General features: G+C 70.0%; 17 protein-coding genes and 1 other RNA gene. 8 read left to right on the top strand and 10 right to left on the bottom strand.

From position 1 onward, the window contains the following. A partial coding sequence (locus tag ACWKZU_RS09700) for a hypothetical protein (RefSeq protein WP_449282117.1) occupies nt 1-347 on the top strand: 347 nt, incomplete at its 5' end. Nucleotides 348-420: 73 nt separating this feature from the next. Here the strand turns inward: ACWKZU_RS09700 and ACWKZU_RS09695 are convergent. After that, complete coding sequence (locus ACWKZU_RS09695; RefSeq protein WP_449282116.1) at nt 421-1,740, bottom strand: aminotransferase class I/II-fold pyridoxal phosphate-dependent enzyme; 1,320 nt, start codon at nt 1,738-1,740, stop codon at nt 421-423. A 36-nt stretch (nt 1,741-1,776) separates the two neighbouring features. On the opposite strand from ACWKZU_RS09695, the gene ACWKZU_RS09690 reads away from it, so the two are divergent. From ACWKZU_RS09690 to ACWKZU_RS09675, 4 genes are read left to right on the top strand one after another with little or no spacing between them, the layout of a single operon-like run. Further along, the gene (locus ACWKZU_RS09690) at nt 1,777-2,409 is read left to right on the top strand and encodes an FMN-binding negative transcriptional regulator (protein WP_449282115.1); all 633 of its coding nucleotides are present in this window, start codon (nt 1,777-1,779) and stop codon (nt 2,407-2,409) included. Between the two features lie 48 nt (nt 2,410-2,457). Next, complete coding sequence (locus ACWKZU_RS09685) at nt 2,458-3,792, top strand: MFS transporter (RefSeq protein WP_449282114.1); 1,335 nt, start codon at nt 2,458-2,460, stop codon at nt 3,790-3,792. A gap of 48 nt (nt 3,793-3,840) precedes the next feature. Beyond that, the gene (locus ACWKZU_RS09680) at nt 3,841-5,436 is read left to right on the top strand and encodes an amidohydrolase (protein ID WP_449282113.1); all 1,596 of its coding nucleotides are present in this window, start codon (nt 3,841-3,843) and stop codon (nt 5,434-5,436) included. After that, complete coding sequence (locus ACWKZU_RS09675) at nt 5,433-7,184, top strand: thiamine pyrophosphate-binding protein (RefSeq protein ID WP_449282112.1); 1,752 nt, start codon at nt 5,433-5,435, stop codon at nt 7,182-7,184. The genes ACWKZU_RS09680 and ACWKZU_RS09675 overlap by 4 nt, the downstream gene beginning before the upstream one ends. Nucleotides 7,185-7,217: 33 nt before the next feature. Here the strand turns inward: ACWKZU_RS09675 and ACWKZU_RS09670 are convergent, their stop codons facing one another. The 3 genes from ACWKZU_RS09670 to ACWKZU_RS09660 form a co-directional block, all read right to left on the bottom strand. Continuing rightward, nucleotides 7,218-7,550 carry a nuclear transport factor 2 family protein gene (locus ACWKZU_RS09670; RefSeq protein WP_449282111.1) on the bottom strand — a complete coding sequence of 111 codons (333 nt, stop codon included), beginning with the start codon at nt 7,548-7,550 and terminating at the stop codon, nt 7,218-7,220. Between the two features lie 185 nt (nt 7,551-7,735). Next, nucleotides 7,736-8,108: a transfer-messenger RNA gene (gene ssrA, locus ACWKZU_RS09665) on the bottom strand. Between the two features lie 123 nt (nt 8,109-8,231). After that, entirely contained in the window at nt 8,232-8,873 is a 642-nt protein-coding gene (locus tag ACWKZU_RS09660) for a TetR/AcrR family transcriptional regulator (RefSeq protein ID WP_449282110.1), read from the bottom strand. Nucleotides 8,874-8,981: 108 nt separating this feature from the next. Between ACWKZU_RS09660 and ACWKZU_RS09655 the strand changes: the two genes are divergently transcribed. After that, a complete protein-coding gene (locus ACWKZU_RS09655) occupies nt 8,982-10,415 on the top strand; it encodes a purine-cytosine permease family protein (RefSeq protein WP_449282109.1) in 1,434 nt (477 codons plus the stop codon). After that, a complete protein-coding gene (gene nylB / locus ACWKZU_RS09650) occupies nt 10,412-11,590 on the top strand; it encodes a 6-aminohexanoate-dimer hydrolase (RefSeq protein ID WP_449282108.1) in 1,179 nt (392 codons plus the stop codon). The genes ACWKZU_RS09655 and nylB overlap by 4 nt, the downstream gene beginning before the upstream one ends. 219 nt (nt 11,591-11,809) lie before the next feature. On the opposite strand, the gene smpB is transcribed toward nylB, so the two are convergent. From smpB to yczR, 5 genes are all read right to left on the bottom strand, one after another. Further along, complete coding sequence (gene smpB / locus ACWKZU_RS09645) at nt 11,810-12,289, bottom strand: SsrA-binding protein SmpB (protein WP_079941835.1); 480 nt, start codon at nt 12,287-12,289, stop codon at nt 11,810-11,812. A 283-nt stretch (nt 12,290-12,572) separates the two neighbouring features. Then, a complete protein-coding gene (gene ftsX, locus ACWKZU_RS09640) occupies nt 12,573-13,487 on the bottom strand; it encodes a permease-like cell division protein FtsX (RefSeq protein WP_079941836.1) in 915 nt (304 codons plus the stop codon). Beyond that, nucleotides 13,484-14,740: a cell division ATP-binding protein FtsE gene (gene ftsE / locus ACWKZU_RS09635; RefSeq protein WP_449282107.1), complete on the bottom strand. Its 1,257-nt coding sequence runs from the start codon at nt 14,738-14,740 to the stop codon at nt 13,484-13,486. The genes ftsX and ftsE overlap by 4 nt, the downstream gene beginning before the upstream one ends. Before the next feature lie 293 nt (nt 14,741-15,033). Continuing rightward, nucleotides 15,034-16,140: a peptide chain release factor 2 gene (prfB, locus tag ACWKZU_RS09630; protein WP_449282106.1), complete on the bottom strand. Its 1,107-nt coding sequence runs from the start codon at nt 16,138-16,140 to the stop codon at nt 15,034-15,036. A gap of 50 nt (nt 16,141-16,190) precedes the next feature. Next, nucleotides 16,191-17,627, bottom strand: coding sequence for a MocR-like transcription factor YczR (yczR, locus tag ACWKZU_RS09625; RefSeq protein WP_449282105.1), 1,437 nt, complete (start codon nt 17,625-17,627; stop codon nt 16,191-16,193). Nucleotides 17,628-17,682: 55 nt separating this feature from the next. On the opposite strand from yczR, the gene yczE reads away from it, so the two are divergent. Beyond that, nucleotides 17,683-18,375 (top strand): membrane protein YczE, encoded by a 693-nt coding sequence (yczE, locus tag ACWKZU_RS09620; protein ID WP_449282104.1) that lies wholly within the window; start codon nt 17,683-17,685, stop codon nt 18,373-18,375. On the opposite strand, the gene ACWKZU_RS09615 is transcribed toward yczE, so the two are convergent. Next, complete coding sequence (locus ACWKZU_RS09615) at nt 18,372-19,799, bottom strand: APC family permease (protein ID WP_449282103.1); 1,428 nt, start codon at nt 19,797-19,799, stop codon at nt 18,372-18,374. The two genes, yczE and ACWKZU_RS09615, sit on opposite strands and share 4 nt — an antisense overlap. Nucleotides 19,800-19,883: the final 84 nt, after the last annotated feature.

Genomic DNA, 19,883 nt, shown 5'->3' with positions numbered 1-19,883 from the left:
TCGGTGAGGACATGACCCTCGCCTGCGTGGACGTGGGCAGCGACGAGCGCACCCGCACCGTCTCCGCGATCGAGCTCCACGGCTCGGAGTGGTGGCCGGTGCAGACGGCGCCGGTGGGCGGCTTCGGCGGGCTGTGCCCCGTCGCCGCCGACTACCACGCGGATCCCTACAGGGGCCCGATCTACGCGGGGCCCGATACGGGATCACCCGAGGTGACCGGGGGCGCCGAGGTGTCGGTGTTCCCGCTGGATGCCTGGCCGGTGTACGGCGAGGACTTCCCCGGATGGCAGCTCGTGGGCGTCATCCAGGACGGCGTGATGGGCTGCGCCTGGGCCGAGCGGCCCTGAGCCGCTGAAGCTCCGGGGAGCCGCAGGGTCGAGCCTGCGCCCCCACCCGGGTGCGCCGTGCGCCCGGGCGCCCTCAGCGTCGGAGCGCGCGGCGAGGGGTGAGCAGCACCGACGCCAGGTCGGTCGCGAACTCGAGCACCCCGCTCGGCGTGAGCGGGGAGATGCACACTCGGATGAACGGCCGGCTCTCGAGCCGGTAGGGTTCTCCCGCCTGCACCGCCCACCCCTTCCGCGCGAGCGCGGCGACCACCTCGGCCTCGGCCGGAACCGGCACGCAGACGGTGAACCCGCAGACGCCGCGCGCCTCGACCCCCTCACGGGCGAGGGCGCCGATGAGCAGCTCGCGGCGCTCGACGTAGCTCGCCGCGGCGCGTGCGATCCGGTCCCGAGCGACCGGATCGGCGAGCACTCGTGCGGCGAGCCGCTGGGTGAGGTGGCTCACCCATCCTGGACCGATGAGCTGGCGCATCTGCACCCGGTCCGTCGTATCGGAGTCCATCGCCGCGACCGCGAGGCGGAGATCGGGGCCCAGCGTCTTACTGAACGAGCGGACGATCGCCCATGCCGCGCGGCCTGTCGTGAGCGTGTGGAACGGCACGGATGCGACGTCCGAGAGGTGATCGTCCTCGATGACGAGCACGTCCGGATGCCTCTCGAGCACGCGGCGGAGCGCACGCGCGCGCTCCGCCGTCAGCGCGGAGCCGGTCGGATTCTGTCCGCGCGGGGTGTGGATCACCGCGGAGACCCGGCGCTGCGCGAGCCGCGCGGCGAGCGCCGCCGGAAGGAAGCCCTCATCGTCGATCGCGACGCCGACGCACTCCAGACCGAGGACCTGCAGGAGCGTGCGCTGCGATCCCCAGCACGGATCCTCGACCAGAACGACGTCGCCCGGGTGCAGGCGCGCGGCGAGGATCCGTTCGAGCGCGTCGAGCGCGCCGTTCGTCGCGGTGAGTTCCCCGCTCACCCCGTCGGCCTCGAATGCGGCCCGCACCACGGCATCGAGCTCGGGAACGAGGTTCGTCGCGTCGTACATGCTCGCCGCATAGAGCTCCGGGCCGACGTACGAGGCGATATCGGGGAGGAGATCCGGATCGGGCTCGACGGAGCTCAGGTCGACGACTCCGGTCGGCACGGTTGAGAGATAGCTCACCGGGAGCCGCGCGAGATCGGCGACGACGCTTCGTCGCCCCTGGGTCGACACGATGAGCCCGCGCGCCGCAAGGGTGCGCATCGCCGTCGCAACGCTCCCGGGGCTGAGGCCGACGGCCGCGGCGAGTGCGCGGATCGACGGCAGCCGCGTTCCGGGGGCGAGTCTCCCGTCACGAATCCGGGACGTGATTGCGGAGACCAGATCGTCCGTGTACGCTACCGGCGCCAGTTCATCGATTAGCACAGTTACAAACTGTATCAATACAGTTAGGGAACGTCAATGTGGATCAACCCCTCCTACGCCCCGAGCGACCCGCTCGGCACGGCGAAGGCCGTAGTGGATCACCATCCGCTCGCGATCATCATCACCGAGGACCCGCTCGCCATCGCGCACATGCCCGTGCTCTGGCGTGAGAACGAGCACGGCGACCCCGTGCTCGTCGGGCACATGCCCCTCGTCGACCCCACGAGCCGGCAGCTCGCGGCGGGCGGGCGGGTGACGGTCGTCTTCCCCGGCCCCGCGAGCTACATCACTCCGAACTGGTATCACAGCGAGGGTCTGCCGACCTACAACTACGTGCCCGTGCACATCGCGGGAAACGCGACACGGCTCGCGGAGACGGAGCTGCGCGACCACCTCCTCGATCTCGTCGCCGACCACGAGTCATCGCATTCCCTCGCCCCGCGCCCCTGGACGCTCGACGCCGCGTCGCACGCGCGGCTCGAACGGCTCCTCCCGCAGGTGCTCGGATTCTCGATCCCTGTCGCGGACCTCCAGGTGAAGACCAAGCTCGGGCAGAATCGCCCGGAGCGCGACGTCGAGACGGTCGCCGCCGCACTCGCGGGCGGCGACGTCGGACAGCGGGAGATCTCGTCCATGATGCGGGGGCGCTGCCCTCACATCGAAGGCTAGCCGCACCCCGCGGCGATCCGGCGCGACGATGCGCCAAGAAAGGAAAACATGAACCGCAACCTCACGAGAGCCACCGTCGGGGCCTTCCTCGGAAGCTCGATCGAATGGTACGACTTCTTCATCTACGGAACGGCGTCCGCGCTCATCTTCAACCGCGTCTTCTTCCACGATCTCGACCCGGCCCTCGGCACGCTGTTCAGCCTGCTCACGTTCGCGGTGGGCTTCCTCGCCCGACCGCTCGGGGCGGTCATCTTCGGGCATATCGGCGATCGCCACGGGCGCCGAGTGGCCTTCACCTGGTCGCTGCTCGTCATGGGGGCGGCGACCGTCGCCGTCGGCCTCCTTCCCGACGCCACGCAGATCGGCAGCACGGCGGCGATCCTGCTCGTGCTCCTGCGCATCATCCAGGGGATCGGCGTCGGCGGCGAATGGGGCGGATCCGTCCTCGTCGTCACCGAGAACGCCCCGCTCCGCTGGCGCGCGTTCTTCGGGGTCGCCCCGCAGCTCGGCAGCCCCGTCGGCACGATCATGGCGAACGGCGCCTTCATCCTCGTCGCCATGCTGCCGGAGGAGGACATGCTCAGCTGGGGCTGGCGCATTCCCTTCCTCGTGAGCGCGCTCCTCATCGTCGTGGGATACGTGATCCGCCGCACCGTCGAGGAGACCGACGACTTCACCTCGGCGACGGCGGACAGCGGATCGGCGAGATTCCCGATCAAGGAGGCGATCGTGTCTGCTTGGGGCCGCATCCTGCTCGTCGCGGGATCCCGCATCCTGGAGCTCACCGGCTTCACCGTCGCGACCGTGTTCCTCGTCGGCTACGTCACCACCACCCTCCAGGGCGAGGCGACGGACGTGACGAGCGCCGTGCTCTGGGGCGGCGTCGCCGAGCTCGTCGTGCTCCCGATCTACGCCGTCATCATGCTGAAGTACCGCCCGAAGAGCCTCATCTACTGGGCAGTCGGGCTGGGGATCCTCTACGTCACTCCGTTCTTCATGCTCATCAACATCAACGAGGCGTGGTCGATCACGCTCGCGATGATCATCTGGTTCCCGATCATCTCGCTCCCGTTCGCCGCGTATCCGACGCTGTTCGCGGAACTGTTCGACGAGCGCATCCGCTATTCGGGGATGTCGCTCGGCTTCAACCTCGTCGGCATCTTCTCGGGATTCGCACCGGCCATCGTGTCGGGGCTGTATCTCGCCACCGGGAGCTGGTGGTCGATCGCCGGCTTCCTCGCCGCGGGCATGGTCGCCACCCTCGTGTGCGTGCTGCTCATGCAGACGCCGTACATCAAGGCCGGCGTCGAACGGGACCGGGCTCGGCTGGACAGCGGCTCCGAACCCGCCGGATCCGCCGAACCGGCCACGACGCTCGTATAGCGTCCGCCCCGCCAATCCCCTCCATGCCCCTCACGAAAGGAGTGCAGCGTGCGCGCTGACCTCATCCTCACGAACGCGGTCATCCGCACCGCCGACCGGTCCCGGCCGCTCGCCGAGGCGATGGCCGTCTGGAACGGCAGCATTCTCGGGTTCGACGACGACATCGCGGGTCTCGACGCCGTGACCACGGTCGACTGCCGCGGTCGCACGATCACCCCGGGCTTCATCGACGCGCACACCCACCTCGGGTGGACCGGGATGCGCGAGTTCACGGTCGACGTGACCGACGAGATCACTCCGCAGGGGGTGCTCGCCCGAATCCGCGAGGCGGCGGACGAGCGGGGCCGGACCGAATGGATCGAGGTCACCGGCTACGATCAGCGACGCATCGGGGGCGCGCATCTCACCGCCGCGAAGCTCGACGCGGCGGGAGGCGGACGGCCGGTCTGGGTGAAGCACTTCTCGGGGCACGCGTCGGTGGCGAGCACCGCGGCGCTCGCCGGGGCGAGGGATCAGGACCTCGCCGACGCGTGCCTCGGACGCGCGGGGCTCCTCCTCGAGGAGGAGCAGGAACTCGTGAGCGAGCAGGTGTATCCGTACCCTGTCGAGCTCATCGAGCGCGCGGTGCGCATCGCCGCCGAGCAGTGCGCGCAGGACGGCGTGACGAGCGTCGTCGACGCGGGGATCGGGGCCGGTCTCGCCTCGATCTCCGCCGTCGAGCTGCGCGCCTATCAGAACCTCGCCGCTTCGGGGAGGCTCCCGGTGCGTGCAACCCTCATGCCGCACCACGGTGCGCTGCACCCGCTTGCACCGAACCCCGGCGACGGAATCGAACTCGGACTCGATCTTGGCATCGCGTCGGGGTTCGGCGGCGAGCGCCTCGCGCTCGGCCCGGTGAAGTTCTGGTTCGACGGCGGCATGATGGCGAGGACCGCCGCGTTCAGCGAGCCGTACACGGGCACCGACAACGTCGGCATGCTCGCCGGCGACCGCCGCGAGCTCATCGATCAGGTCGCGGCGACGCACGCCTCCGGCTACCGGATCGCCATCCACGCGATCGGCGATGTCGCGATCGACGCGGCGATCGAGGCGCTGCGCGCGGCGCACCGGCGCGCCCCGGGGGCCGACACCAGGCCGCGGCTCGAACACGGGGCCTACATCCGCGACGACCAGCTCGCCGCCCTGGCGGACCTCGGCGTGACCGTGGTCGCGCAGCCCTGTTTCCTCTGGACGAGCGGCGACGACTTCGCCGACATCATGGGCCCCGAGCGCACCGAGCGGTTGTACCGCGGCAGATCGCTGCTCGATGCGGGTGTGCGCCTCGTCGCCTCGACCGACCGACCGCACGCGGGGACGCCCCTCCGCGCGATCCAGGTGCTCGTCGACCGGCGTTCCCAGACCGGCCGCGCGCTCGCGCCGGATGAGCGCATCACCGTCGAAGAGGCGCTCGCCGCCTACACGATCGACGCGGCCCGCGCCGCCGGGTCGGACGAGTGGACTGGATCGCTCGCCATCGGCAAACGGGCGGACTTCGTGGTCCTCGACCGGGACCCGTTCGAGACGCCGGTGCGTGAGATCGGCGATATCACCGTGCTCGAGACCTACGTCGACGGCGTCCGCGTGTGGGACGGGGGCATCCGATGAGCACCGTGCGACCGTCCTCGGCGCCCTCGGTGTCAGAGCTCGCCGCGTCCGAACTCGCACGGGCCGCGAGCGTCGCATTCGGGGTGCTCGGGAACGGGAACGCGCACTTCGTCGATGCGCTCGTCGCGGCGGGCGTGCCGTTCACCCCGACCCGCCACGAAGCCGGCGCGGTCGGCGCCGCCGACGGATTCGCGCGAGCGGCCGGCGAGCTCGCGATCGCCACGACCACCTACGGTCCCGGCTTCGCGAACGCCCTCACGCCGCTCGCGGAGGCAGCAGCGGCGCGGTCGCCGCTCCTGCTCGTCACCGGCGCGCCGCCCACGCCTCCGCGACCCTGGGACATCGACCAGAGCGCATGCGTGCGCGCCGTCGGCGCGCTCTCCGTCACCCTCACCGCGGCGAACACGGGGAACGAGATCCGTCGCGCCGTCGAGACGGCGCGCTCCGAGCGCCGTCCGGTCGTGATCGAGATCCCCTACGACATCGCGACGCGACCGGCCGACACCGGGGTCCCCCGGAACGGCCGGACCCCTGGACCGCTCGCCGAGCACCGCTCCGCAGCGGCGGTGCGGGTCGCAGGAGCTGCGGGATCCGGCGACGCGGATGGCGGCTCCGCGAGCGCGACGGATCGGCCGCATGACGTCGCCGAGGCGGCTCAGATCCTCACCGCCGCGGAGCGGCCGCTCATCGTCGCGGGGCGCGGCGCCCTTCTCGCCGGGATGATCGGCGAGTTGCGGGAGCTCGCGGAAGCCCTCGGCGCGCCGACGGCGACCACCGCGGTCGCGCGCGGCGCCTTCGGATCGGGCCTCCCCTCCCTCGGGGTCGTCGGCGGCTTCGCCGATGAGGAATCAGCGGGCCTGATCGCGTCAGCGGACGCCGTGCTCGTCGTCGGCGCCGGGTTGAACCCCTTCAGCACCCGCTTCGGGCGGGCGTTCGGCAGCGCGAGAGTGATCCGGATCGACCTCGACCCGGGGCCGACGCAGGCCCCGATCGAACGCACGCTCCGCGGTGACGCGGCGGATCTCGTCCCCGCGCTCCGTTCGGCCGTTCGAGCCATCGGCGCCGGGCCCTCCGGTTGGGCGGCGACGCTCGGCACCGCGTCTCCTCCGGCCCCCGAGCGCCCCGCTTCCGAACTCGCGCAGGACGGACGCCTCGACCCGCGCGCGATCGCGATCCGCCTCGAGGAGATCCTGCCGGCGCGACGCCGCCTCGTGCAGGACATCGGGCACAGCATCTCCTGGGCGCCGAGATATCTCTCCCCCGACCCGAGCCTTCCCCCGCTGTTCATGGGCTCCGCCTTCCAATCGACCGGGCTCGGCCTCCTCGGAGCGATCGGCGCCTGCGCGGCCTCCCGGGGGGAGCTCGTGCTCGCCGCCACGGGCGACGGTTCCGCGCTCATGGCGCTCGCGGACCTCGATACGCTCGCCAGGTCGCGCACCAGATGCGTGGTGCTCGTCTGGAACGATGCCGCGTACAACGCAGAGGTCATCCAATACGCGAACGCTCAGGGCCTCGCCGCCGAGCCGATGCTCATCGAGGAGGTCGATTTCGCGGCGGCGGCCCGGGCGGTCGGGGCGGCGGGAAGCACGATCCGCACACTCGCGGATCTCGCCGGGTTCGCCGCTTGGCTCGACGGCGGGTCGGGCCTGTACGTGCTCGATTGCCGCGTCTCCCGGCTCATCGAAGCACCGTTCATGGGCGAGATCACCGCATCCGTGGTCGCCCACGACGCCGGAGAGTCGCGTTGACCCGCGAGTGAGTCGAGATCGTCGGCGAGGCGCTCACGCGTGGGGCGGGATGCGGAACGAGGCGATCCGGTCGCCGCGCACGGTGGCGAACGCGGTCGACTCGCCGTTGAAGACCCGGCTGCTCCAGGTGAAGCGGATCTCGGTGACGTCGCCGTCGGTCACGGCCTCGATCACGTTCATCTGCGCTCCCGCGCCGATCGCATCGGTGACCGCCCAGCTGCGCACTCCCTCGGGTCCGTGCAGCACACGACCCCAGTCGTCGACGAATCCGTCGGCGGTGAACGCCGAGACGAAGGCTTCGATGTCGGCGGCGTTGATCGCGTCGACGAGAGCCTGGACTGCTGCGGGCACGGATGTGTTGGCCATGACTGCGATCATACGCAGCCGCGGCGACTCCGGCACCCGCGCACGGCGCATTGCTCCGAAGACGACCCCGGAACGGGGGTCATCCGCGGCCCCGACTCGGATGCGGGACCATCGCGCGGCCGCGCGGGTGCGACGGAAGCAGCCCCGGGCGGGGAGGATTCTCACAGCGCGTGATGCGGGTGCTCCGGTGGAGCCGCGGGGAATCGAACCCCGGTCCACTTCGACGATTCCGTGCCTTCTACGAGCGTAGTTCGTGCAGACGTTCTACTCGGCCCCATCCTTTGCCACGAACACCTAGGATGACAGGCCCAGCCTCAGTGAAAGTCCCGGTTCGCCCTGCGGCACGACGAACCAGCAAGCCTCCTAGATGACGCCAGGAAACCGGGGCGGAGGCCCACCCGACCTGACGGACTCGGTCTTACTGCTTAGGCAGCGAGAGCGAAGTCGGTGCGCTTAGCGTTGGCACCTATGATTTGCGAAGGGCGTTTACGAGATAACTCCGCGTCCTCGGCCCGCTTCTCACAGTCTCAAATCGACGTGTCGAAACCGATCGGCCCCGTGCGATGCGCCTCGGCGGCGCAGTCTGGGGCATTCGCATCACGCGCTGTGGAATTGTCAATCCGGGATCGATCCCGGCCTTACAGGATAGCACTTCCGGAGGCCGAAGTGAAGAATCCAGGATCACCCGACGCGCCGCACCGCGGCGCGCAGCGATCCCGAATCGAGCCCCAGCGCCCACTCGCAGACGTCGATGACGTAGCGGTCGTAGGCCTCGTGCTCGAACGGCGTCCGGTTGTTCGCATAGGCGCCGAAGCCGTCGACCGCCATGAAGATCCGCACGCAGGCGCCGAGCACGTCCGCGACCTCGAAGGCCCCCTCGGTCCTGCCATCCTCGATCAGCTCGATCAGGCGGTCCCGATCGAGCGCCTCCTGCCGCTCGATGGCCTCGACGAGCGCCGGCATGAAGCGCGCGAGGTGACGGGCGTTGAGCCAGAGCCGGGCCAGCTCGGCCGCCTCGTCCGACTCCACGCGACGCACGAATCCGATGAGACGCTCCAGCGCCGTGCCCCGCGCACTGAAGAGCCACTCCCGCTCGGTGGTGATGGCGAGCTCGAAGGCCGCGATCACCAGGTCCTCCGCCGCGGGAAAGTAATGGCTGATGAGCCCCGGCCTCACGCCCAGCTGCTCGGCCACCGCGCGCAGCGTGATCCGCTCGAGCCCGCTCTCGAGCGCGATCCGCGCCGCCTCCGAGAGGATCTCCGCGCGCCGCTCCTCGGGCTGCTTCCGCACCCTCGGCGCCTTCCGGCTTGACACCTTGTCCATCTTCATATTGTATAGGTGACCAATAGCCCATTGGCCTCATGACCAATAGCAGAGTTGCTCCGCCCGGCCCGGCAACGACGCTCGAGGCTTCGCGAGAGGAACTCCCCCGTGCGCAAGACCCCCGCCACCGCCGACGAAGCCTTCGTCGACGTCGCCACTCAGCCCGAGACCCGAGGCATCGAGCTCATCTCCGAATCCGAACGCCACGGGCGCCCGCGAGAGCTCTTCGGCGTCTGGGCGGCGCCGATGGTCAGCGTGCTCAACTTCACCATCGGCGCGTCCCTCACCGTTCTCCTCGGGCTCGAGATCTGGCAGGCGATCATCGTCATCGCGGCCTCGAACCTGCTCTGGGTCCTCCCGGGGATCGTCGCGATCAGCGGCCCCGCGGCCGGCACCTCCGGCTCGGTGATCACCCGCGCGATCTACGGCGTGATCGGCAACAAGATCTACATCGCCTTCTACGGCTGGTTCATCTCGGGGGTCTTCCTCGCCCTCAACTGGGTGGCCTCGTCGTTCATGGGCGCGGAGCTCCTCGCGCAGCTGGGCGTCGACAAGGATCTGGCGCTCATCTTCGTGACGATCGGCGTCGCGGCGATCACCGTGCTCGTCGCGGTCTACGGCCACGCGCTCATCCTGAAGGCCTACGCGGCACTCACCATCGCCCTGCTGGTGATCTTCCTGGCCGTCACCGCGTTCATCCTGCCGACCGTCGACTGGTCCTTCCAGCAGCCCGAGCCCCTCGGCGGCATCGAGCTGTGGTCGAGCCTCACCATCAGCTTCGCCATCCTCGCCTCGACCCCGCTCTCGTTCTCGAACAGCGCCGACATGGCCCGGTACCTGCCCGCCGACACGAAGCCCTCCCGCATCATCGCGGCCACGGCCCTCGGCGGCGCCCTCCCCACCTTCTTCTTCACCTCGATCGGCGCGCTGCTCGGCAGCGTGGTCTCGGCAGATGCACTCGAGTTCGGCATCGAGTTCGCCCTGCTCGACATGCTCCCGGTCTGGCTCGCGCCCATCTTCGTGATCGGCGTCATCGTCAACACCGTCGCCCTCAACGGCATGACCACCTACACCGCCAGCATGGCGTTCCAGTCGATCGGCATCCCGATCCGGCGCATCCCCTCGGCCATCATCATCGGCGTGCTCGGCACCTTCTTCACCATCTACCTGGTCATGTCGACCAGCCTGCTCGACGCGGTGAACATCATGCTGCAGGTGCTGATCCTCATCTCGGCTCCGGGCATCACCGTCTACTGCATGGACATCTGGCTGCGCCGCAACCGATACGATGGCCTCGATCTCTTCGACGAGCGCCGGGGGGCGAAGTACTGGTACACCGGCGGCTTCAGCATTCCCGGCCTCGCCGCGGGGATCATCGGCGGCGCTGCCGCCTCCTTCTTCCTCACCACCGATTTCTGGAGCGGCGCGGTCGCCGAGGCCATGGGCTACATCGATCTCTCCGCCCCCGTCGCGATGATCGTCAGCGGTGGCCTCTACTATCTCTTCACCCGCCGCGGCTACACCTTCGGAGACACTCGATGAACGCACGTTCCACCGGCCAGCACCCCGCCAGGTATCCCGGAGCCGCGGCCGGGGAGCCGACACTCGACAGCTGGCAGGAGGCCCCGCACAACCGCTGGGCCTTCGCCCGCCTGGGCGAGCTGCTGCCCACGGCGGCGGTCTCCCGGCGCGACCCGGCGACGCCCGCGGAGCCCGTCGTGCGGCTCGACGCGCTCGCGACGCGGCTCCCCGATCTCGAGCAGCGGCTCGAGGAGACCTGCACCGACGCATTCCTCGTGCTGCGCGGCTCCGAGGTCCTCGCCGAGTACTACCGGGCGGGTTTCGCACCCGACGACCGTCACCTGCTGATGAGCGTCTCGAAGTCGCTGTGCGGCACGGTCGTCGGCGCGCTGATCGACGAGGGGCGCATCGATCCCGCGCAGCCCGTCACCGAGTATGTACCCGAGCTCGCGGGCTCCGTCTACGACGGGCCCTCCGTGCTGCAGGTGCTCGACATGCAGATCTCGATCGACTACAACGAGGACTACGTCGATCCGGCCTCGGAGGTGCAGACCCACGATCGCTCCGCCGGCTGGCGCACGCGGCGAGACGGGGACCCCGCCGACACCTACGAGTTCCTCACCACCCTCCGCGGCGACGGCGGCACCGGCGAGTTCCAGTACTGCTCGGCGAACACCGACGTGCTCGCCTGGATCGTCGAGCGGGTCACCGGTCTGCGCTACGTCGAAGCGCTCTCCACGTACCTGTGGGCGAAGCTCGACGCCGATCGGGATGCGACCATCACGGTCGACCAGACCGGCTTCGGCTTCGCGAACGGGGGCGTCTCCTGCACCGCGCGGGATCTCACACGCGTGGGCCGCATGATGCTCGACGGCGGCGTCGCTCCCGGCGGACGGGTCGTATCGCAGGGCTGGGTGGAAAGCGTGCTGGCCGGCGGCTCCCGCGAAGCCATGACCGACGAGGGTTTCACCTCCGCATTCCCCGAGGGCAGCTACACGCGCCAGTGGTGGTGCACGGGCAACGAGCGCGGCAACGTGAGCGGCATCGGCATCCACGGCCAGAACCTCTGGCTCGATCCGCGCACCGACTCCGTGATCGTCAAGCTCTCGTCGTGGCCCGATCCCGACACCCGGCACTGGCACGGGCTGCAGAGCGGGATCCTGCTCGACGTCAGCCGTGCCCTCGACGCGGTGTAGGCGGCGTGACCGGCGTCGGCACCGCGCCGGTGGATCCTGCGACTGCGCTCGCAAGCTCGCTCCGCGCAGGATGGACAGGGGGTGTGCTCGACCTCGTCCTCCTGCGTGCGCGGAATGCTGAAACGGAACGCGCCAGCGTTCCGCGCATTCCGCGGTGGCGCCACCGCGTCAGGCGCGTCGCAGGATCCGCCCGCGACGCGGGGACACCCGAGGGAGCGCCTACTCCCCCATCCGGTTGCGGGTGCGCATCGCCCGTTCGGCCTCGCGCTTGTCCTGCCGCTCGCGCATGGTCTGGCGCTTGTCGTACTCCTTCTTGCCCTTCGCGAGGGCGATCTCGACCTTCGCGCGGCCGTCGAGGAAGTACAGGCGCAGCGGCACGATCGTCATGCCGCCCTCGCGGGTCTTCTGGTAGAGCTTGTCGATCTGCTGGCGGTGCAGCAGCAGCTTGCGCTTGCGGCGCGGCGCGTGGTTCGTCCACGAGCCGTTGAGGTACTCGGGGATGTAGGCGGCGTCGAGCCAGGCCTCGCCGCGCTCGATGAACACGTATCCGTCGACGAGCGACGCGCGTCCCATGCGCAGCGACTTCACCTCGCTGCCCGTGAGCACCAGGCCCGCCTCGTAGGTGTCGAGGATGTGGTACTCGTGCCGGGCCTTCTTGTTGGAGGCGATCAGCTTCTCGCCGGTCTCCTTCGGGCTCATGTCACATCCTTCCTGCGGCCGGGGTGGTTCGGGGTCCGCGCTCACGCGCGAAGAACCAGCTTATCGCACACCGCCGCCGTTCCGCCCGCCACGCCGAGCCGCCCGGCCTCGAGGCGCCGCCCGGCCTCGCGGCGCCCGGCCTCGAGGCGCCCGAACCGAGCCGATTGCTCCAACCCGCACGGATTATCGGCGCGGGAGGGCTCGGGCTCGCACGATGGGCTCGGTTTCGACGAGCCCCGGCCCCGAGATCCGGATCCGCGGCCCGCCCCGGGGACGCTCTGCGCTACACCCGCAGGTATCTGGTGATCGCGATCTTCGCCGCGATCGCCGAGAGCACCACTCCCACCAGCACGAGGATCGGCGGCACCACGAGCGCCTGCTCCACCGTGATGTAACTCGTGAACGGCACCTCCCGGGCGAGGAATCCCTGCACGAAGAAGCGCACGATCGCCACCGACGCGGCGCTCGCGAGCACGGCGCCGAAGAGCGCGGCGATGATGCCCTCCAATATGAAGGGGGTCTGGATGAACCGGTTCGACGCGCCCACGAGGCGCATGATCCCGATCTCCCGCCGGCGCGAGAACGCCGAGAGCCTGATCGTGGTCGAGATCAGCAGCATGGCCGCCACCAGCATGAGCCCCGCGATGACGATCGCCGTGTAGCTCGCCACCCCCAGGAACAGGAAGATCCGATCGAGCAGGCTGCGCTGGTCCGAGACGCTCTGCACGCCGGGGATGCCCGAGAACGTCTCCGTGATGATGTCGGAGCGCGAGGGATCCTTGAGCTTGATCCAGAAGGTCTGGTTGAGCTGCTCCGGCTTCGTGATGTCGACGATCGGGTTGCCCTCGAACTGCTGCACGAACTCCTTGTAGGCCTGCTCGTGCGTCACGAAGAAGAAGTCGTCGACGTAGGGGCGCAGCGTGTCCGACTGCAGCGCCTCCTCGACGGCCGCGATCTCGTCCTCGCCCGCGTCCTCGCCGGCGCAGGTCGAACTCTGGTCGTAGTCCGTGCAGAGGTAGACGGCCACCTGCGCGCGGTCGTACCAGAACGTCTTCATCTGCTGGATCTGCAGCTGCATCAGGATCGCCGCCCCCACGAAGGTGAGCGACACGAAGGTCACCAGCACCACGGAGATGACCACCGACATATTGCGGCGCAGGCCGTTCCAGACCTCGCCGAGCACCAGTCCCGCCCTCATCGCACCGGCCCCACATCCGTCTGGTCGTCGTTCTTCCGGCGCAACCCGAGGTGCTCCGCCAGGCTGCCGGTCTCGGACATGCGCACGGGATCCATCGGGCGATCCGGATCGAGGAAGCTCGGGATCCGGCGCGCCTGCGGCCCGCCGGAGCGCACCGTGTCGTCATCGTCGATGTCGGAGTCGTCGGCGCCGAACGGGTGCGGTTCCTCGAACACCGAGGCCTCGCGGGTCGACGATCCGGCCTCCTCCGGAGCGGCCGTCTCTTCGGCGTCCGAGGCCCCTTCGGGATCCGGGACCGCCTCGGCGGCGGCTCCGGGCTCGGACGGACCCGCGCCCTCTGCACCCTCGGTGGTCTCGGCGCGCCGTGCCGTCCTCACGGTCGCCACGGGAGCGGTGTCCGGATCGCGCTCGTCCCCGCCCAGCGCCTCGGCCGCGGTCGCCGCCTCCACCGTCTCGGCGTGCTCGGTCTCGGGGACGTCCCCCGGCGCGAGCGCGGCGCGCACCACGGCCTCGGTGGTGCGCAGCACCTGCACGCCCTCGGCGGAGAGGTCGGTCACGGGGATCGACGCGGTCTCGCCGTATCCGCCGCCGACCTCGTCGCGCACCACGACGCCCTGCGAGAGCTCGACGACGCGCTGCTGCATGATGTCGACGAAGGTCGCCTCGTGCGTGGCCATGACCACCGTCGTACCCGCCGCGTTGATGGCGCGCAGCAGCTGCATGATGCCGAGGCTGGTCGCGGGATCGAGATTGCCCGTGGGCTCGTCGGCGAGCAGGATCGCGGGTTTGTTGACGATGGCGCGCGCGATCGCCACGCGCTGCTGCTCACCGCCGGAGAGCTCGTGCGGGTAGCGCTTCGCCTTGCCCGACAGCCCCACCATCTCGAGCGTGTCCGGCACGGCCTCCTGGATGAAGCCGCGCGACTTGCCGATCACCTGCAGCGAGAAGGCGACGTTGTCGTAGACGGTCTTGTTGGTGAGCAGGCGGAAGTCCTGGAACACGGTTCCGAGGTTGCGGCGGAAGTACGGGACCTTGCGCGACGAGATCTTGCTGAGGTCCTGGCCGAGCACGTGGATCTTGCCCGCGCTCGGCTGATCCTCGCGCAGGATCAGGCGCAGGCAGCTCGATTTCCCCGAACCGGAGGCGCCCACGATGAACACGAACTCGCCGCGGTCGACCTTGAGGTCGATACCGTCGAGCGCTGGTTTCGCGGTGCCCCGGTACTTCTTGGTGACGTTCTCGAAGAGGATCATGACGCCTCGACAATACGCCCCGCGGCTGTGGGCGTCGCGCAGGCGCGCGGTGTTCCTCCGGCTGAGATGCTCGCTTCGCCCAGCCGGGTGGGCGCGTGCCTCGGGAGGGGCTCGCGCTCATCGCCTCATCGGAGCATGGGAGTTCGACTCTCTTCGCAGTTGCCGAGCGAGCAGAGCGAGGCGCAGTACGCAGGATCCATCGGGCCGGGACCGGAGCGTGGATCCCGCGCCCGCGTTCGCCACGACCGGGCACGGGCGCTCCCAGCACGCCGAGGGCGCAGGAGCCGGGGCTGCTACTCCTTCGACAGCGAGCGCCAGCGGATGCCCGCGGCGATGAAGCCGTCGAGATCCCCGTCGAACACCGCGTCGGGCTGCGACGACTCGTGCCCGGTGCGCAGGTCCTTCACGAGCTGCTGGCCGTAGAGGAAGTACGAGCGGATCTGGTCGCCCCAGCTCGCGGTGATCGAACCCGCGAGCTCCTTCTTCTTCGCGGCCTCCTGCTCCTTCTGCAGCAGCAGCAGGCGCGTCTGCAGCAGGCGCATCGCGGCCGCGCGGTTCTGGATCTGGCTCTTCTCGTTCTGCATCGAGATGACGATGCCGGTGGGGATGTGCGTGATGCGCACCGCGGAGTCGGTGGTGTTCACCGACTGTCCGCCGGGGCCGCTCGAGCGGAACACGTCGACGCGGATGTCGTTCTCGGGGATGTCGACCTCGGTCGCCTCCTCGAGCAGCGGGATCACCTCGACGCCCGCGAAGCTGGTCTGCCGCTTGTCGGCCGAGCCGAAGGGGCTGATGCGCGCGAGACGGTGCGTGCCCGCCTCGACCGAGAGCGTGCCGAAGGCGTAGGGCGCGTCGACCTCGAAGGTGGCCGACTTGATGCCGGCGCCCTCCGCGTAGGAGGTATCGAGCACCTTCGTCGGGTAGTCGTGCTGCTCGGCCCAGCGCAGGTACATGCGCAGCAGCATCTCGGCGAAGTCCGTGGCATCGTCGCCGCCGGCGCCCGAGCGGATGGTGACGACGGCGGCGCGCTCGTCGTACTCGCCCGACAGCATGGTCTGCACCTCGAGGTCCTGCACGACCGCCTCGATGGCGGTCAGCTCCTCCGACGCCTCGGCGGCGGAATCGGCGTCGTCCATCTCCTGCGCCAGCTCGATCAGCACCTCGAGGTCGTCGATGCGCTGCTCCACGGCGCGCAGGCGCTTCGCGCGCGCCTGGCGGTGCGACAGGCCGCTGGTCACCTTCTGCGCCGCAGCGGGATCGTCCCACAGATCCGGGGCCGCGGCCTGCTGCTCGAGCTCGGCGATCTCGCGATCGAGCCTCGGCAGGTCCGTCACCGCCGCGATGTCGGCGTAGGTCGAGCGGAGGGCGCGGATGCGTGCACTGAAGTCAAGATCGAGCATGATCCCCCTAGCTTACCCGGCGGTCCCGGGTGGCCGCGCCGCGCGCCGGATCAGATCACCACGAGTTCCCGCATCGGCGCGGAGGCCGCCGTCGGTCCCGCCTCCCACGACTCGCCGAGCCGGCTCACCGCGTCGACCAGCTCGGTCTCCGGCGCCGAGAACGGCAGGCGCACGAACCGCTCGAACACCCCGGGGCTGCCGAAGCGCGGCCCCGGCACGAGCCGCAGCCCGCGCCGGGCGCTCTCGCGGCTCAGCGCGGTGCTGCGATGCTCTCCGAGGTCGACCCACACGCTCGCGCCGCCCTCGGCGCGCGAGGGGCGCCATCCGGGCAGGCGGGCGCGCAGCTGCTCGGTCAGCGTCCGGTGGCGCGCGGTGAGCGCGCGGGTGCGGTCGGCGAGCACCTCGTCGTAGCGCTCGAGTGCGAGCTCCGCGATCACCTGCTCCCAGGTGCCGGTGCCGAGGTCGCCGACCCGGCGCGCGACCTCCAGTCGGCTGATCAGCTCGGGCGTCGCGCGGATCCAGCCCACGCGCAGCCCGCCCCAGACGGTCTTGCCGAGCGACCCCAGCGTGATGATGGCGTCGCGCTGGTGCGGGCGATCCGCCGCCGCCGCGAAGGGCAGGATCGGTCGCGACTCCCCCAGCGTGAGCTCGGCCGTGGTCTCGTCGGCGATCACGTGGCTCCCCCGGGCGCTCAGCTCGGCGATCAGGCGGGCGCGCAGCTCGATCGGCATGCTGCCACCGGTCGGGTTGTGGTGGTCCGGGATCAGGTAGGCCAGCCGCGGCGAGGTGCGGGCGACGATGTCGAGCATGCCCGTCGCGTCGTATCCGTCGTGCCCGATCGGCAGTTCGGCCACGAGCGCCCCCGTCGCCGCGAGCGCCTCCCGGGCGTGGGGATAGCTGGGCGACTCGATGAGGCTGCGGTCGCCGCGGCCGAGCAGGGTCCGCGCGACCAGGAAGATGGCGTGCTGCGCTCCGAGCGTGATCATGATCTGATCAGCCGTCGTCGGGAGTCCGCGCCGGGTGTAGCGCTCGGCCACCGCTGCGCGCAGGGCGGCGCGGCCGAGCGTGTCGTAGCCCGGGAGCAGGAAGGTGTCGGGGTGCTCGGCCAGCGCGCGGGATCCGAGCTCGGCGAGTCCGCTCCAGGGCTCCGGGCAGGCGACCGAGAGGTCGATGTCGGCGGCGGCTCCCGCGTGGTCGGATGGGCTCTCGAGCCGTCTCGGCGCCCGCACGACGGTCCCCGAGCCCTGGCGCGAGAGCGCGATCCCGGTCTCGCGCAGCCTGCGGTAGCAGGCGCTGATGGTGGTGCGGCTCACGCCGAGCGCCTCGGCGAGCGGCCGTTCCGCCGGGAGCGCGCTGCCCGGCGCGATCGCCCCGTCTCGCACCAGGATCTCGATGCTCTCGCTGAGCTCGAGGTATCCGTGCCCCGCGCCGCGCCAGTTGCCGAGCAGACGCAGCAGGCGATGGGCGGAGAGGCGCTGAGCGATCATGGGGCCACTGTATGCGATTGGCATCTTGCGCACCAGTCCAATACGGAGTGGACTGATGCTCGTGACGTTCCGCATCCTCCGCCTGATCCCCGGCCTGCTCCTGTACGGCATCGCCGACGCCTTCATGATCCGCGCCGCGATCGGCGTCGATCCCTGGACGGTGTTCGCGCAGGGGCTCTCGGTGCGCACGGGGCTCGGCATCGGCCTGCTCACCAACATCATCGGCCTGCTCGTGCTGCTGCTGTGGATCCCGCTGCGCCAGCGGCCCGGCATCGGCACCGTGCTGAACATCCTGCTCGTCGGCCCGGGCATCGAGCTGGGCCTGTGGCTGCTGCCCGTGCCCGAGGCGCTGTGGCTGCGCGTGCTCTTCTTCGCCATCGGCCTGGTGCTGCTCGCCGTCGCGAGCGGAGTCTACATCGGGGCCCATCTCGGGCCCGGCCCGCGCGACGGCCTCATGACCGGCATCCACGCCCGCTTCGGCACCCCCATCTGGGTGGGGCGCACCGCGGTGGAGGTGACGGTGCTCGCGATCGGCTGGGTGCTCGGCGGCAACGTCGGACTCGGCACCGTCGCCTTCGCGCTGCTGATCGGCCCCCTGTGCTCCGTCACGCTGCCCCTCTTCGACCCGCGCCTGCGCCGCAGCCGGGTCCGGAACGCGGGATCCGAGCCGGAGCGGGGGCGCCCGCCGGCTCGCGTCGAGCAGGCGGGCGGCCCCGGGTCCGGTGATCCGCGGGGCGGAACGGCCTAGCGCTCGTCGGCCGCGGGCTCGGCGACCTTGTTGAAACCGGTGACGGGCTGGGCCTCGTCGAAGGAGGCCACCCTGCGCCGGAAGCCCTTCGTGATGATCGCGAGGTAGATCACCCCGAGGCCCGACCAGATCAGGCCGACGAGCAGCGCGTGCCCGTCGAGATTGACCCAGAGCAGCCCCGTGAGCAGGGTGCCGAGCAGCGGCATGACGATGTAGTTGAAGATGTCCTTCGGCGTGCGGCGGCGCCCCTTGCGGAACGCGAACCAGGCGATCACCGAGAGGTTCACGAAGGTGAACGCGACCAGCGCGCCGTAGTTGATGTACGCGGCGATCATCTCCAGCGTGAAGGAGATCGCGAGCAGGGAGATGGCGCCCGTGAGCACGATGTTGAAGGTGGGCGTGTGGGTCTTCGCGTTGATGTACCCGAAGAAGCGCTTCGGCAGCACGTTGTTGCGCCCCATCACGAGCAGCATGCGCGACACGGAGGCGTGCGAGGCGAGACCGGAGGCGAGGGTGGCCGCGAAGCCCGCCGCGGTGAGCACCGCCGCGAAGGCCTTCCCGCCGACGAACTCGCCGATGAGCGGCAGCGTGCTGTCCTCGATGTACTGCATGTCGCCGCCGGGGGCGAACTCCTCCCACGCCGGGAAGCGCGCCTGGGTGAAGTAGCCGGCGATGAGGAAGATCGCCCCGCCCAGCACGACGGTGAGCAGGATCGCCTTCGGCATGATCTTCGGCGTCTTCGCCTCCTCCGCGTACATGGTGACGGCGTCGAAGCCGATGAAGGAGAAGCACACGATCGTCGCGCCTGCGAGCACCGCGCCGAACTCGACCCCGCTGTGGAAGAAGGGCTGGATCGTCACCACGCCGCCCACGCCCGCGCCGCCGGAGAGCTGCACGAACACCATCACCACGAAGGCCGTCATCACGACGATCGAGAACACCAGCAGGATCATGTTGACGTTCGAGGTGCCCTTCATGGTCAGGTAGATGATCCCCGTGACGAACACGACGTAGACCACCACCCACACGGCGCCCGGCACACCGGGGAAGAACGCCTCGAGGTAGCTGCGGATGATCAGGCAGTTCACCATCGGCAGCAGCATGTAGTCGATGAGCGCGGTCCATCCCACGACGAACCCGACGTTCGGATGGATCGACTCGCGGGCGTAGGTGTACGCCGAACCGGCGCTCGGGATCGCGCCCGCGATCTTGCCGTAGCTGATCGCGGTGAAGATCATGACGGTCAGCGCCACCGCGTACGCGAGCGGCACCACGTTGTTCGTGTCGCGCGCGACGAGGCCGAAGGTGTCGAACACGACGGTCGGCGTCATGTACCCCAGGCCGAGGCCGACGATGGCCCAGAGTCCCAGACTGCGTTTGAGCGTCGCGCGCGGCGCGACGATGGATGAGGTTGGAGTCGCCATGCTCTCTCCTTCACGAACGGGATCCCGCCGACGGGATGCGATCGCTCCGCCTCGGCGAGGTTCGCTGTCCGGTGGACAGCAGCA

This window comes from Leucobacter sp., assembly GCF_053528595.1.
Note: the sequence above shows the minus strand (reverse complement) of the source record. Positions and strands in the feature narration are given on the sequence as shown.

Coding starts and splice junctions, on each gene's coding strand:
- ACWKZU_RS09670 (WP_449282111.1), bottom strand. CDS start 7,550: ATGGCCAACACATCCGTGCCCGCAGCAGTCCAGGCTCTCGTCGACGCG.
- prfB (WP_449282106.1), bottom strand. CDS start 16,140: ATGCTCGATCTTGACTTCAGTGCACGCATCCGCGCCCTCCGCTCGACC.
- smpB (WP_079941835.1), bottom strand. CDS start 12,289: ATGAGCCCGAAGGAGACCGGCGAGAAGCTGATCGCCTCCAACAAGAAG.
- ACWKZU_RS09675 (WP_449282112.1), top strand. CDS start 5,433: ATGAGCACCGTGCGACCGTCCTCGGCGCCCTCGGTGTCAGAGCTCGCC.
- ftsE (WP_449282107.1), bottom strand. CDS start 14,740: ATGATCCTCTTCGAGAACGTCACCAAGAAGTACCGGGGCACCGCGAAA.
- ACWKZU_RS09660 (WP_449282110.1), bottom strand. CDS start 8,873: ATGGACAAGGTGTCAAGCCGGAAGGCGCCGAGGGTGCGGAAGCAGCCC.
- nylB (WP_449282108.1), top strand. CDS start 10,412: ATGAACGCACGTTCCACCGGCCAGCACCCCGCCAGGTATCCCGGAGCC.
- ftsX (WP_079941836.1), bottom strand. CDS start 13,487: ATGAGGGCGGGACTGGTGCTCGGCGAGGTCTGGAACGGCCTGCGCCGC.
- yczR (WP_449282105.1), bottom strand. CDS start 17,627: ATGATCGCTCAGCGCCTCTCCGCCCATCGCCTGCTGCGTCTGCTCGGC.
- ACWKZU_RS09690 (WP_449282115.1), top strand. CDS start 1,777: ATGTGGATCAACCCCTCCTACGCCCCGAGCGACCCGCTCGGCACGGCG.
- yczE (WP_449282104.1), top strand. CDS start 17,683: ATGCTCGTGACGTTCCGCATCCTCCGCCTGATCCCCGGCCTGCTCCTG.
- ACWKZU_RS09685 (WP_449282114.1), top strand. CDS start 2,458: ATGAACCGCAACCTCACGAGAGCCACCGTCGGGGCCTTCCTCGGAAGC.
- ACWKZU_RS09615 (WP_449282103.1), bottom strand. CDS start 19,799: ATGGCGACTCCAACCTCATCCATCGTCGCGCCGCGCGCGACGCTCAAA.